We start from the raw sequence: 14,109 nt of genomic DNA on the forward strand, positions 1-14,109 counted from the left end.
TTTTACAGTTAACGGTCTAGCCGAGTATAAATTTGACCATCATCCCAGATAGATTTGATGCGTGTACCAAGTGCTTTTAAAAAACCCAACATGTAGAAACCAGCACGGCTAATAATTTTGATCGGGGAACCACTTTTATTACAAGGAGGATTCCCTAAGACGTGGCAATCAAATAGACGACCAAACAGCTGTAGCTGCTCACTAAGGGTAAGGTTTTTCATCCCCATCAGGAAATGGTTGTGATAAAAGGTCAACTGATACTCAAGCGATCGCGTACTAATATCATGACACCCCCCAGTTTCTTCCCCTAAATGGACTAAATAAGCATCTGGGTCATACCAAATTTGATAACCGGTGCGGCGAAATCGCAAACAAAAATCCGACTCCTCACGAACCGCACTGCCCCGGAACTGTTCATCAAAGTGCAGCCCGTACTTGGTAAAAATTTCCCGGCGGAAAGACATATTGCAGCCTCGGGCTGAGATCACCCGTTGGGGCTTCACGGTATGGACTAAGTCTATGTAATACCATGCAATTCCAGGGTCCATGGCCTCCTTAGGCAAGTCCTCAATAGTGTAAGAGGGAGTGGGGGAATCTACTGCTGCTCCTTTCTCTGCTAGCTTCATCCGGTCAAATACTCGTCCTGCCACTGCCCCAATCTCTGGGGATTGTTCATAGTTACGAGCGTGAGCAGTTAAATACCCCGGTGGCATCTTGATATCATCATCGATAAACACAATAATGTCCCCGGATGCCCGCCTTACCCCATAATTTCTTGCCCCAGGCAAACTCGCCCAATCAACTCGGAACCAGCGAATCTTACCAGCATTAGCCAGCTGCTCTAAATAGGATTGAATCTCTGGTTTGTGGGTTCGAGTTTGATCGACAACCAGTACTTCAAAAGCAGGGTAGTCTTGCTTCAGGACATCTTCCAAGGTATCCCGCAAAGGGTCTTCCCGTCCGTAAGTAGGGATAATTACAGAAATCATTGTCGTTGTTGTGAGTAATTTGTCCTTAAGCATTGAACTACTCATGATGCCGACAGTTTAACTAACATGCTATCGTCCGACATCCGTGGTTTCATGGAGAGTTCCACAATTCTCAAGGTGACAGGTCAAACCAATACCAGCATAGTACAGGAAACGGTTATCCGTGCAGACCTGTAGAAAAAACAGTTTGCCGTTTCCCTTTTGCCTTTTGCCGTTTCCTTTTGCCCTTTTTCGATGCCTTTATACCTCGTTTGTTTTTAGATTGAGGCTCGTTTGCCTGTGCTGCCTCTAGTTTCTCTAGTTCCTCTTGTTCTTGGCGATTTATTTCGGGCAACTTGAGGATAACACCAGTAATCAACCAATAATAGACTGCGACTGGATCTACATCCAAGGGATAGTAATAGGTTTGGTAGCTAATAAACAAAATAAGTACCCAATAGCTGGCACCGATACTCCGCAAATCCTTGTTTTTCACTGAGCGGTAAGCCTTGAAGGTAAGTACAGTAATCGCAGTTACAAATACTAGAAAAGTCAGCAGACCCAGCGGACCAACTTCATGCATCACTTTGGGAAACCAAGTTTCTACCAAACTGGTTTTACCAAAAACACGAGCAGAGTTGGTCGCTCGTCCTAATCCCAGACCAATTAATGACCCTCTTAGTCTACTCCAGGTAAAAGCAAATTGATGAAGGATAAAATCATCCGCTGGTGCAGCTTGCCAACGACCGATAAAACTATCTATCCGTTCCTGAACTATTTCAGGAAAAGCAGTTGCGGCAATTCCCAATAAAAGTCCTAATCCCCCCAGAATAGGTAAAAACCGTTTAAGGTTAGTGACTTGACCCGTTAAAACGAGCAGGATTACAGTTACGGTTGGCACCAAAGCCAGAGCAATCCGCTGACCAGAGACTACTGCCAGAACAAAAACCGATGCCATGCCAGCTAAACCAACACTTCGCCAACGAGCTGAGGGGTCGCTGAAAGCAGTAGCAAAGGTAAAAAAGGCATTAGAAATCAGGAACCAGCCCCACTGCCAAGGGGCAACAAAGGTTCCCGGTAAGCGGATTTGTCCCACTTGAGGACTATACAATAAAGACCCACCCACAAAACATCTAGCATCTAGGGAAGCTTTGAATAAGGCAGCCCCGTCTCTGAATTGGGTTCCAGCGCATCTACCAGTTTTGAGCATCATGTACTGAATAAAGGCAAGGCTACAGCAGATAATAGCCAGAACTGTGAACATCCTTGAGAGGAAGAGTAATTCTTTTTTGCTACGGATCAGGTAGTAGGCACAAAAGATTAAGGGAATGTATCCCAAAAAAACTTTCAAACCCAAAATTCCCATCAGTATCGGCTGTCCATCGTCGCAGGTTATACCTCTACGCATTCCTGGTAGATCTGAACAGGGGGGAAGTAGTTGCTGGGAGCCATTAGCAAACAAGAATGTCAGCAAACTTGATGCGCACAAAATGCCTAAGGGTACCATTAGGGATTTGGCTACGATGATCGGTTTTCTTTCCTGCTTACACTGTTGTACTAGACCAATCAAAGCAGGGATATAGATACCATCTTTAGCCAGCTGAAGCAGTGGACTATTGCCAATGGAGTAAATGATTGTGCCACTAAAAGGCATATAGATCAGGAATGCCCAAAGTGCTTTGCGAGGATATTTATAGGACAGAACCAGACAAGGCAGACCAGCTACTGCAGCTGCACCAGCTTTAGGATCAACCACCAGAGCCAGCAACACCCCGATAATCGCTCCAAAAGCTGCTGTCATAGTAATAATTTGGATGACTTCTTTACGCGCCCGTTGCGCTCGGCGTTTTTGAGCTAACTGTTGCTTCAGATTTAACGTTGTGGTCTCAGATGGCGTTTTCCCTTTCTTTGATGACTTAGATTTTGACCGACCTTTGACCATGGCAGAACCATCCCATTGTCTATCGATGTTATTATTTCTTAATTTGGCATTTTCAAGTTGAAATTGGTGCTTCTAGGACGATTAAGCCAGCTTGTACAAGCCAAATTCATCACAAATTGATTTGCTCAACGCCTTTCGATTGAAGATGTTAAAGGATAATCTGTCTTCATTTGCTGATATATTTTCACCAGTACCAAGGATATAAACACTACCAGAAAAGGGTAATGGTTCTAGAGGGGTTCCCTTGTTGGCAAGAATATTTTTTACTTTCTCATGATCAATATAAAACTTGTAGTAGCCATAACCGCGATTGTATTCAGGTTTCTCAGGTAACTCTAGTAAATCCCATCTAATAATATTCGCTGTACCCGACATTCGATAGAATTGTTTTCGTTTTAAATACAAACAATCTTCTCCATCTCGATACTTATAACCTCTATTAATAAACCAGCCATTTCCCTGAGGATTTTGCCTAACAAATTCCGCTAACTGTTTGCTAACACAATCATCGGCATCGACATTCATAGCATGAGTTGGGTCAAATCGACGAGCATAGGTTAATCCTGTCAAAACCTTACGTCCTTTGTCTGTCAATCCTATAGCTATGGGATTTTTCTCTTTGGGAGTAGGATAATCAACCTCAAGATAAATTATATGGGGGTGACTGAATGTAATCTCTGGCTTTTCATTACAAACAACAATTACTCTAAATTCCGATGATGTTTGATTACATACTGATTTTACACAGCGTTCAAATAATTTAGATACATGTTCCCAAGATTTGGAAATCTTTCGACTCTTGAGTGGAATTACGAAAACTAGCATGATTAACCTATCTTGATAGAAAAACAAGGTAAAAAAATCCCACTACTCTGACTGATTGAGTCAAAGTAACGGGAGTTTTAATGTTAGGGTGAGGTGGCCATGGCGTTATTGGGACCTTGAAAGCAATCAAGCATTTCTTGACACTCCCCATAGCTAGAAGCTAGGGGATTCTTGCTTCAACGAGTTGACTTGCTTAACCAGGTCGGAACCAGGAAAAGTAGAGGCCAATTCTCCACAAGCGTTTTGATAAGTTCCGGTGTGCCCCACCGTACCTAAGGCTCTAGTTAGAATGTTTCTGGCGGCATTGTGGTCGCGGTCTAGCTGACACCCACATTTGCAGACGTGGGTTCGAGTTGACAACGACTTCTTAACAACTTCCCCGCAGTTAGAGCAATTTTGGCTTGTGTAGGCAGGATTTACAGCAACAGTTATCCTACCAAACTTTTGACCAAAATGTTCTAGCCATTCCCGGAATTGGTACCAACCTGCATCATTAATAGACTTGGCCAGACAGTGGTTTTTAACTAAGTTCTTAACTCTCAAGTATTCATAGGCTACCAAGTCGTTAGACCGGATTACGCAACGTGCTAGTCTCTTAGCATGTTCACTACGCTGCCTACTTATCTTAAGATGATGTCTGCCTAGTTTATTAATGGCTTTTCTACGGTTGGATGAGCCTTTATTTTTCCGAGAAACTCTACGTTGATAAAATCTAGCGCGTTTTTCGCCTTTTTTGTAAAATCTAGGATTAGGTTCGGAATAGCCATCAGAGTCTGTGTAAAACTCCTTTAAGCCAACGTCCAAGCCAACAGTAAACCCAGTTGCTTCTAGCTGTTCCGAGTTGTCTATCTTAACACAGAACTGAACGTAATAGCCATCAGCTCTCTGGACAATGCGAACTCGTTTGATTAGTTTTTGGTCGAAACGCCACAAGTCCCAGGTACCTTTGAGTTTGACCTTGCCAATACCTTTGTTGTCTGTGAACTTAATGGACTTCTTGTCCGGAGACAGTTTCCATCCAGACTGCTTATATTCAACCGACGTAGAATACTTTTTGAAACGGGGGTAACCTTTCTTGCCTGGGACTTTATTCTTGCAGTTATCAAAAAAGCGTTTAATCGCTCGTTCTACGTTTTCGACTGAGGCTTGACAAGCATGGCTGTTTAAATCTTTGACAAATTTGAATTCGTCTCTTAATTGGGTGTTGTAGCGATAAAGTTCTTTCTTTCCGACTCCCCGATTGTCCATCCAGTAGCGCAAAACCTTATTACGGACAAACCTTGCCGTCCGAATTGCTTCATTTATCGCCACTTTTTGAGGCTCTTTGATAACAGCTTTGAACTCCATTACCAACACCTTGAAATCACCTCCTTGGTCTGCTTGCTTTACTTACTATTGTAGTCGATATCTCAGAGATAAAGTTCCAAGGACAGTTAGGGAATAAATTCCTCAAAGTTACCGTAAGGAGAGTGGAGCCTTTATGGTCGGCAGGCTATGCAAAAAAGGGTTAAGACTCGTGGAATAAGGCTCCACTCTCCTAAGGTTTCGTCTTAAAGGGCTAACCCCATGGATAGAATCCAGGGGCTTGCGCCCTTAGATCTTTCGGTCAGCTATAGTCATTTCAATTTAGATTGAGACAACTCTTTATTGCTATGAAAGGGTTTCAGCCGAAAAAGTTTTCCATTGTTATTTGAAATGACTATATAAGCTAAGCAAAATACTGCCAATAGTTTGCGATGCACCCCTATTAAGTATTAAGTTCCGGGTTTTTAACCCTTTTTCCTGAAGCTTTCCACCGATCTGGTTTTTGACCGTAGATGGGCAAGGAGTTCTCCTCAAGAGAGACTCAGATCAGGGTTGATGATTTACGGTCAACCATAAACCGTCAACCATAAACCGTCAAGACAACCCGATCACTTAACCGATCTAAGTTAACAAAGAGACAAGTTAATGATTCCAGTTAGATCCTGAGTAGTTCCTGCAAGCATTTTGCTGAATCAGTTAACTAATCAGTTAGCTAAATATCGCTCAACGACATTAACTAACTCTGATGTCCAGTGGTGAGCAAGTTGAGAATTGGCAGCTTCGACCATCACCCGGATCACGGGTTCAGTACCAGAAGCACGAACCAGAATTCGACCTTGGTCTCCCATGGCTGCTTCCCCTTTTGCGATCGCATTCGTGATCGCCTCACACTCTTGCCATCCACGTCGGCGTTCTCGGTCTTCTACCCTGACATTACGCAGCAGTTGGGGGTAAGTCTGGAAACTTTGGTCTACTAACTGCCCTAAGGTCATCCCAGATTCACGCACCAAAGAAGCTATATGTAAAGCAGTTAACATGCCATCCCCAGTCATACCATAATGGTGACAGATGATATGTCCCGATTGTTCACCCCCTAGCATAGCTCCAGTTTGGAGCATTTTAGCTTGGACATGCTGATCTCCGACCGCTGTCCGTAGGAATTTACCCCCCAACTGCTTCCAGGCTCGTTCAAATCCTAAATTTGCCATTACCGTTGCGACCATTAGGTCTTCTGGTAGCTTTTGGGCAGCACGTAAGGTTTGACCCCAAAAATAGAGGATGTAATCTCCATTGATCTCCCGACCGTGGGCATCTACTGCCATCAATCGGTCTGCATCACCATCAAAAGCAAACCCAAGATCTGCTTGGTATTCTTTTACCGCAGCTTTGAGGGGTTCGAGGTGAGTAGAGCCACAATTGACATTAATGCGATCGCCATCTGCCTGGTCATGCAAGCAAATCACTTGTGCCCCCAACTGCTCAAACACTTGTCCTGACAGTCGCACTGCTGCCCCCCAAGCCAAATCCAGCACAATCTTCATGCCTTGTAAATTCGTCACTCCTTTCAGAGGACGGTGAAGTGCTGCGGCATAATCGGTGACCAACCCTGGGCGATAGTGATACTGCCCTTGGGTTTTACTCACTGCCTGACCAATAAAACCCCTCAATCCAGCTTCTATATGCTTTTGCAGCTCCTGAGATAGCTTAGTGCCTTTCCCGCTAAAAAACTTAATCCCATTGTCTTCTGGAGGATTATGACTAGCAGAAATCATCACACCCCCTATGGCACTTGTGGCACTGCACAGGTAGGCAACACCAGGAGTGGGACATAATCCCAGGTGCCACACCTCTAGACCTGCTGTAGTCAACCCCTTCGCTAAGGCTGTTGCCAACATATCACTAGAGTTGCGCGAATCCTGCCCCAAAATCACCGGTTCTGGTACAGCTGAGTATTCCTGTAACACAAGACCAGCCCAGAAACCCACTTGTAAAGCCAAATCTTCACTGAGCAATGTTCCTGCTCGTCCCCGAATGCCATCGGTACCGAATAATGGGGTTGTGGGTAGAGTTAGGGGTTGCCAAGGTAACCTGACATTGGGGCAGTTCATTGGCTGATTCTTGGATGAGAACTCAGAACTATCCAATCCCTGGATACGGACAGGGGATGTAACCATAATTTCAATTTCCTCACATTACACACTCACTGTGGAGAATAACACTTTATTTTGCTTTGGTAGATATTCATCAATACATCCAACCCATAGTTGTGATCCCATACATGCTTGTGATCAGATTATGATCCAAGTACATTCAGATTATGATCCAAGTACATTTAGCCCTGTGAGCGCTTTGGCAAGACTTTATCAAAGATTTACTCAAACATTGACTAACTAGATCAAAGTACATTTAGCCCTGTTAGGCTTCTGGCAAGACTTTATCAAAATTGACTAACTAGATCCAAATACACTTAGCTCCCAAGGGTCTTCGGGCAAAACTTTACCAAAATTTACGTTCCTCCCTTGGAACTTAGCAGCCACCACCTGGCAACGATACTGAATTAAACACCAGCATTCTCCAACAACTTTTCCATAGTTTCCAAACTCAGTCCTTGCTCAAGATAACGAGGAGACTGTGGATTATAGGGAGCAGCCACTCGATCTATGCTAATGATCTTTGCCTGTGGTGGTAAGACCGCTACATCTGGGTCAAAGGATGTCGGACGCATTAAAGAACTAGAAAAACCTTTAAAAATAGCAATTTGATCCTGTTCACCAGCTATCTGTGCGGTAACGATCAATACCTCTTTTGGGCGTTTGATGGTGTATTGTTCTAGACGCCTACCAATGGAATCCATCATCTATTAGTTTTCAGTTGTGAGTTTGTAGTTGTGGCGTTGCCTATTGGCAGGATACAATAATAGATTTAGTTTTATCGTACTGGTGGTGACCATAAAATCTGATCTAGCGCTTTGCCTGTAGGTTAAGTAGAATTCCGAATCCGTTAATCAACTTTACTTTGCGGTGCGACCAGTGGCGAATTTAATTCTTAATGGGGAAAGCGCACCGGGGTAAGTATTCAGCTATCAGCCTATGGGCTACAGGAACAGCTTATGCGCTATGGGCACCCTACGGGAAAAGCTTTTGAATAAAATAACCTGACGGCTGACCGCTGACCCCTGACTGCTGAATGCTTACCTCCTTTGAACCAAGACTCCCCCGGCATAAGCGCCGTGGGGAGTCTCAAATAAGATGCTACTGCCCTACAAAATCCAAAGCCATAACCCATTTCATGGTTCAATAGCTGATCGTCCTTGTTTGCCGAGACGAAACAGAACGAAATAGCTTAAGTAAAGGACATAGAAGAATAATCCCACCATTCCCATAAAACCCAAAAATCCAGGGGTATAACCAGCATGGAAATACTGTTTGAATAACAAAGGCGGCTCCCTCAACACCTGACAAAATCCAGATGTGATTGCTCCTGGGACAAAGGCACAACGTAGAAATGGAATGCTGGCGATTGTCCCCAGAGTACAGTAAATAGTCATTGCCCAACGCCAAGATGTCAGTGCTAGCTTCAAGGGAGTAGCTGGTCTATCATCAATCTCCTCATTCAAGTCAATCCAAAACCACAGGGAGATCGGGATTAGAATACGGGAGCTCAAAGCAGACACATAAGCAATCGGCCAACCTACAATCAACAGGTAAACTGTAATCGCTAGGAGACTGGAAACACGCCAATAGATAATCAACAGGCGTACCATAGCATCTGCTTTCTGGAAAAATGCCCAAATTAGCAGCATTAAGGGGATAAATACTGTGAACAAAACTGCCAAACGGTAGTCCATCCAAACCAGTAATTGAATAATTTCATCTTGCATTGCTTGTTGCCGAAATGACCTTGATCTATGTTATTGCACCAATGCCCATACTGGAAATCTAGAAACAAAGCCAAGGAAAGCATCAGGCCAGTAACGCCACCAAAAAGGGTAGCAGGAGCAAATCCTAATCGGGGATTTACTCCTGCTACCCTTATCCAGAGTATTTGGCAGAACAATACTAGAGTCTAGTCTTCATATACCCGGCACTCAGCTGCTTCAGGATTATCATCACAGTACTGCTCAAGGGAGGTTTTGGGCTCGGCATTTTGCCGCTGATGGGAAGCCTCTGCTTGTAGTTCTTCTACGTTATCCCAAGCTACTGCGCATTCTGCTGAAGACGCCCCCTCAGCATCACAAACCGCTCTAGCTTGTTCACGCTCTTTGTCTATTTTCTCTTGTAATTCGCTCATCTGTCTTTCGCTTTTATAACTTGATGATGTCTATTTTTATTTTGCTTATAGGATTGGTAGTAGTCTCCAACCGCCCTTAGCAAAATAGTCAAAGATAGGAGGCTTAATAACTAGTAATTTCGTTTAAAATACGACCTAGTTGCTCAGGTTTTGTGCAACTCCTATCACGGGTAAGGTTTGCCGGACTTTGTCCCGCTTCCGGGAACGGCAATGTTGTAAAGGCTGGTTGGGCTAGCAGCACATGTTTCCCTCATCTTAACTACTAGGGACAGGGCTACGAACTGGCGGTCATTCGTAGGTGTCGTGACCATTACAACGAGCGGACTAATGTCCATTACCTGCATCTTAGCTAGGAAATCCCGGATTAACCAGAAATTACCAGGGAATTAACTAAGAGCGCTACAATTAGCTAGTTTAATTAGCTACTTTAATTTCTTAGGTTAAAGCAAAAGACCTGCTTTAACACAAATTTGTTCTTTATTTTTTAAGGTTTTCCCAATTTTACCTTACGCCCTAGTAGCTTACACCACTTCTAGAACTCTTGACACATTCCCCTTTTACTCGACCGATCTTGACTAGGACTTACGCAAATCCCTCAATTTAACGCTACCTGTAGGGTGGACAAGGTTTTGCCCACCCTACCCATGGAGTCTGTGCGTAAGTCCTGTTGACATAGCTAGCTTAGTAGTGTGGTTGGGGTGGAATTTACCTTTAGCCCTTACGCTTCTTGCCATGGCTGGCTTGACGAAGGACTTCTAGTTAGAGGAAGTGCGAATTTAAGGGATCCTGTCTGATTTATCCCACTATATTAGGAATTGTTACCCTTAAAATGCAGTAGAGCGGATGGCTAATATATAATTAACTATTAATAATTGATTATATATTAGCCATCGTATTTGAACAAAAACAGTTTATAACCCAGCTATCCTTAGCTTTTTGATAACTACTAACTTATATTAACATATGTTAAATTTAATGTACCACAACAAATCCTCTGCTCAGTATCAGGTAGGGCTTAGTGGAAGTCTGTGGTAGTTCACCGTTATTATAAAACCTTAAGGAGTGGCCAATCCCCTCAATAGCCAATGGTATCGGGAGTGAATTAGGTAGAATAGATGGCTAATGTGATCAAGTGGGCAAATGCTCTATCAACCCGTGCATCATTAGAAGCGGCAGTGGCCGAAGTGGCAGACTGCCTTGAGAAGTCTTTGCCTTTAAAAGCAGATTTGGGTCTGGTGTTCATCTCATCTGCCTATGCCAGTGAGTATCCTCGCCTCATACCCCTGCTCCAGGAACGATTGTCTTTACCCGTGCTGATTGGTTGTGGTGGGAGTGGCATCATTGGGATGAACACCAATGGGTTACCTGTGGAAGTTGAGGGAGGACCAGCCCTAAGCCTCAGCCTAGCCTGTTTGCCTGATGTTAGTGTCCAGAGCTTTCATATCTCTGGAGATGCCTTGCCAGATTTGGATAGTCCTCCTGATGCTTGGGTGGACTTGATTGGCATTTCCCCCCAAGAGCAACCCCAGTTTATTTTATTCTCTGACCCCCTTTCATCTAAAATCAGTGATTTGCTCCAAGGGTTGGATTATGCTTATCCAGGGTCGGTCAAAGTAGGAGGAGTGGCTAGTGCTAGCTCTATGGTGGCTAAGAATGGCTTGTTTTGCCTGAAAGACCAGACCCAAGTGGCAAAGTCTCTTTACCATGAAGGAACTGTGGGGGTTGCTCTAAGCGGCAATATTCTATTAGAAACCATTGTTGCTCAAGGCTGTCGTCCTATCGGTCAAACCTATCAGGTGACTAAAGCAGACCAGAATATCCTGCTGGAATTGACAGCCCTTGACCAAGGCAATATCACCAGCGGTGAGCCAGGATCCCATCCCCCATTAATGGTGTTGCGGGAGTTAATCCAAAGTATGGATGAGGCAGACCGTAAGCTGGCACAACATTCACTGTTTGTGGGATTTGCCCGAGATGAGTTTAAACAACAGCTGGCTCAGGGAGACTTTCTGATCCGCAATCTGTTAGGTGTGGATCCGAGGATTGGTGCGATCGCTATTGCTGATCGGATTCGACCTGGTCAACGTATTCAGTTCCACCTCAGAGATGCTCAGACTTCAGAGGAAGACTTGGCACTTCTTCTTGAGCACTATCAAAAGCAAACTAACACCACTCAAGCTGCTGGTGCTTTGATGTTTTCCTGTCTGGGTCGAGGAGAAGGGCTTTACGGTAAACCCAATTTTGATTCCCAACTATTCCACCGTTACATCAAGGATATTCAGCTGGCGGGCTTCTTCTGTAACGGGGAAATTGGGCCAGTAGGCAGTAGTACGTTTTTGCACGGCTTCACCTCAGTTTTTGGGATTTTCCGTGCTAAAGAGTAAGAATGAAGAATGAAGAATTAAGAATGAAGAATTAAGAATGAAGAATTAAGAATGAAGAATGAAGAATTAAGAATGAAGAATTAAGAATTAAGAATGAAGAATTAAGAATTAAGAATTAAGAATGAAAAATAAACTAATTCTAAATTCTACATTCTAAATTCTAATTTCTAATTTCTAAATTAGAAATTAGAACTAAATTCTAATTTCTAAATTCTAAATTCTAAATTCTAAATTCTAAATTCTAATTTCTAATTTCTAAATTCTAATTTCTAATTTCTAATTTCTAATTTCTAATTTCTAATTTCTAATTTCTAAATTCTAATTTCTAAATTCTAATTTCTAATTTCTAATTTCTAATTTCTAATTTCTAATTTCTAATTTCTGGGGAATCAGTAACTACCTGACTAATGACAGAGCCTTAACTAGATTATTTTTGTATTATTGTTCTACTCCCTTTGACCCCCCAGCATCAAGCTGAGTTCGTAAGCGCACAGAGTCAGCGTGAGATGGTAGACCTTCTGCTTCAGCAAGAGTCTCGATAGCACCAGCCACTTTATGGAGGGCTCGGTCTGAATACTGAATCAAACTGGAGTGCTTCATAAAGGTTTCCACACCTAGGGCAGAAGCATAACGAGCAGCACCTGAAGTTGGTAGGGTGTGATTGGGTCCAGCTAAGTAATCACCTACTGCTTCAGGGGTTGAGTTACCCAAGAAAATTGCCCCAGCGTGGTGGATATAGTCTAGTAAGTCCCAAGGTTGGGTAATTTCTAGTTCTAAGTGTTCTGGAGCAAACTCATCAGACAGTTGTGCTGCCACTTCTAAAGAATCAACAACAACGATTAGACCATAGTGAGCGATCGCTTTTTCTGTCAACAGGCGTCGTGGATGGTCTTTTAGTTGCTGCTGCACTTGCACCTGCACTTGTTTGGCTAATTGAGCATCAGTGGTCAGGAGAATTGCTGCTGCCATTGGGTCATGTTCTGCCTGAGCCAATAGATCGACAGCCACATGAACTGGATTAGCTTCCTGATCCGCAATAATTAATACCTCAGAAGGACCAGCCAGGGAGTCAATCCCTACAATACCGTAAACCAGTTTCTTGGCCAGGGTTACGTAAATGTTCCCCGGACCGCTAATCACATCCACGTTGGGAATGGTTTCGGTTCCAAAGGCTAAGGCTGCAATTGCTTGGGCACCACCTACCCGGTAAATCTCATGAATACCGGCTTCCTGAGCAGCCACAAGCACAGCCGGATTAATGCTTTGATCAGGTCTTGGTGGAGTAACCATTACAATTTGGTTAACCTGAGCTACCTTGGCTGGAATAGCATTCATTAACACAGTACTGGGATAGGACGCCCTACCTCCAGGAACATATAGTCCAGCCTTATCTACAGGAGTGTAGCGCTTGCCTAAAACCACATCATCTTCACCAAATTGCACCCAGGATTTGGGAACTCGTTGTCGATGAAATGCCTCGATTTGTCTGGCGGCTAATTGAATCGCATCCAGTAATTCCTTGGAGACCTGTTGGTAAGCCGCATCTAGTTCCGAACCGCTGATTCGCAGTTGTTCTCGACTCAATCTCAGCTGATCAAATTCCTCAGTGTAGTGCAGGAGCGCTACGTCTCCTTTACGCTTCACTGCCTGTAAAACTTCCCTTACAGTTGCCTCTTTGTTCAGCATTTGGTCAGAAGCCGTGCGATCGCGGATACGTCGCAGTTCAGTTTGTGCCTCAGCCTGCTCAGTTATGATTCGCAGCATGGAGTCGGAGTGCCCATCACGCTAGTGTTGATCTTCCTAGACCAGGTTTATACACTTATCCTGATCAAAGGTGTCTATTTTTCCTGGACTTACTTTAAGAATATAGCTTAAATAGGGTGATGCTTGGGTTACGCTATGCGTGTTGATACTAGTTGATACTAGTTTAGTATGATATATGGTATAATGTTATTTCTGGTATCATACCATTTTCTATGGGACGTAACTCCCAAACTAAATTAAGTTAAGTAAAGACTGCTGTGGCTAATAACAAGTCTGCCCTCAAACGCATAAAAATCGCCGAACGGAACCGAATTCGGAACAAAGCCTACAAATCAGCGGTGAAAACGCTGACCAAGAACTATTGTGCTGCCTTAGAAGAGTACGAACGCCAACCAAGTCCGGAAGCCTTGGAAGAAGTCAAACGTCGAATGTCAGAAGCATACAGCAAAATTGACAAGGCTGTCAAGCGTAAGGTGCTCCATCGTAATAATGGCGCTCGGAAAAAAGCAAGTCTTGCCAAAAAGCTCAAAGCTATAGAGGCTCAACTTAACGCTACTGTGACCGAATCACCTGCTGTATGATCAGATTGCCTGACTCAGCTGACCTTAGCTAAGTGCTGCAATTAGTAATT

Annotated in this window: 11 protein-coding genes; 2 read left to right on the forward strand and 9 right to left on the reverse strand. The window is 43.7% G+C overall.

Annotated features, from left to right (window positions below):
• Nucleotides 1-8 precede the first annotated feature (8 nt).
• The 8 genes from hpsN to F6J90_RS26725 all read right to left on the reverse strand — a co-directional run bounded on the left by hpsN (nt 9) and on the right by F6J90_RS26725 (nt 9,330).
• Nucleotides 9-1,022, reverse strand: a complete 1,014-nt coding sequence (gene hpsN, locus F6J90_RS26690; protein WP_293100429.1) for a hormogonium polysaccharide biosynthesis glycosyltransferase HpsN — start codon at nt 1,020-1,022, stop codon at nt 9-11.
• Nucleotides 1,023-1,146: 124 nt separating this feature from the next.
• Nucleotides 1,147-2,910: a hormogonium polysaccharide biosynthesis protein HpsL gene (gene hpsL, locus F6J90_RS26695; RefSeq protein WP_293100432.1), complete on the reverse strand. Its 1,764-nt coding sequence runs from the start codon at nt 2,908-2,910 to the stop codon at nt 1,147-1,149.
• 81 nt (nt 2,911-2,991) lie between these two features.
• Nucleotides 2,992-3,735, reverse strand: a complete 744-nt coding sequence (locus F6J90_RS26700; protein ID WP_293100435.1) for a glycosyltransferase family 2 protein — start codon at nt 3,733-3,735, stop codon at nt 2,992-2,994.
• A 153-nt stretch (nt 3,736-3,888) separates the two neighbouring features.
• Entirely contained in the window at nt 3,889-5,091 is a 1,203-nt protein-coding gene (locus tag F6J90_RS26705) for a transposase (protein ID WP_293100437.1), read from the reverse strand.
• A gap of 653 nt (nt 5,092-5,744) precedes the next feature.
• Nucleotides 5,745-7,214 carry a phosphoglucosamine mutase gene (glmM, locus tag F6J90_RS26710; protein WP_293100440.1) on the reverse strand — a complete coding sequence of 490 codons (1,470 nt, stop codon included), beginning with the start codon at nt 7,212-7,214 and terminating at the stop codon, nt 5,745-5,747.
• Between the two features lie 383 nt (nt 7,215-7,597).
• Nucleotides 7,598-7,897 carry a hypothetical protein gene (locus F6J90_RS26715; RefSeq protein ID WP_293100442.1) on the reverse strand — a complete coding sequence of 100 codons (300 nt, stop codon included), beginning with the start codon at nt 7,895-7,897 and terminating at the stop codon, nt 7,598-7,600.
• 429 nt (nt 7,898-8,326) lie between these two features.
• Nucleotides 8,327-8,920, reverse strand: a complete 594-nt coding sequence (locus F6J90_RS26720; RefSeq protein WP_293100445.1) for a DUF3177 family protein — start codon at nt 8,918-8,920, stop codon at nt 8,327-8,329.
• Nucleotides 8,921-9,105: 185 nt separating this feature from the next.
• Nucleotides 9,106-9,330 (reverse strand): Calvin cycle protein CP12, encoded by a 225-nt coding sequence (locus tag F6J90_RS26725; protein ID WP_293100448.1) that lies wholly within the window; start codon nt 9,328-9,330, stop codon nt 9,106-9,108.
• Nucleotides 9,331-10,445: 1,115 nt separating this feature from the next.
• Between F6J90_RS26725 and F6J90_RS26730 the strand changes: the two genes are divergently transcribed.
• Nucleotides 10,446-11,714: an FIST N-terminal domain-containing protein gene (locus F6J90_RS26730; RefSeq protein ID WP_293100451.1), complete on the forward strand. Its 1,269-nt coding sequence runs from the start codon at nt 10,446-10,448 to the stop codon at nt 11,712-11,714.
• Nucleotides 11,715-12,152: 438 nt separating this feature from the next.
• On the opposite strand, the gene hisD is transcribed toward F6J90_RS26730, so the two are convergent.
• The gene (gene hisD / locus F6J90_RS26735; protein ID WP_293100454.1) at nt 12,153-13,478 is read right to left on the reverse strand and encodes a histidinol dehydrogenase; all 1,326 of its coding nucleotides are present in this window, start codon (nt 13,476-13,478) and stop codon (nt 12,153-12,155) included.
• Nucleotides 13,479-13,735: 257 nt separating this feature from the next.
• Here hisD and rpsT point away from each other — a divergent pair, with 257 nt between their 5' ends.
• Nucleotides 13,736-14,059 carry a 30S ribosomal protein S20 gene (gene rpsT / locus F6J90_RS26740; RefSeq protein ID WP_071105246.1) on the forward strand — a complete coding sequence of 108 codons (324 nt, stop codon included), beginning with the start codon at nt 13,736-13,738 and terminating at the stop codon, nt 14,057-14,059.
• Nucleotides 14,060-14,109: the final 50 nt, after the last annotated feature.

It is taken from the genome of Moorena sp. SIOASIH, from assembly GCF_010671925.1.
Classification (GTDB): Bacteria; Cyanobacteriota; Cyanobacteriia; order Cyanobacteriales; family Coleofasciculaceae; genus Moorena.

Coding starts and splice junctions, on each gene's coding strand:
- F6J90_RS26700 (WP_293100435.1), bottom strand. CDS start 3,735: ATGCTAGTTTTCGTAATTCCACTCAAGAGTCGAAAGATTTCCAAATCT.
- F6J90_RS26730 (WP_293100451.1), top strand. CDS start 10,446: ATGGCTAATGTGATCAAGTGGGCAAATGCTCTATCAACCCGTGCATCA.
- F6J90_RS26715 (WP_293100442.1), bottom strand. CDS start 7,897: ATGATGGATTCCATTGGTAGGCGTCTAGAACAATACACCATCAAACGC.
- F6J90_RS26725 (WP_293100448.1), bottom strand. CDS start 9,330: ATGAGCGAATTACAAGAGAAAATAGACAAAGAGCGTGAACAAGCTAGA.
- F6J90_RS26720 (WP_293100445.1), bottom strand. CDS start 8,920: ATGCAAGATGAAATTATTCAATTACTGGTTTGGATGGACTACCGTTTG.
- hpsL (WP_293100432.1), bottom strand. CDS start 2,910: ATGGTCAAAGGTCGGTCAAAATCTAAGTCATCAAAGAAAGGGAAAACG.
- hpsN (WP_293100429.1), bottom strand. CDS start 1,022: ATGCTTAAGGACAAATTACTCACAACAACGACAATGATTTCTGTAATT.
- hisD (WP_293100454.1), bottom strand. CDS start 13,478: ATGCTGCGAATCATAACTGAGCAGGCTGAGGCACAAACTGAACTGCGA.
- glmM (WP_293100440.1), bottom strand. CDS start 7,214: ATGGTTACATCCCCTGTCCGTATCCAGGGATTGGATAGTTCTGAGTTC.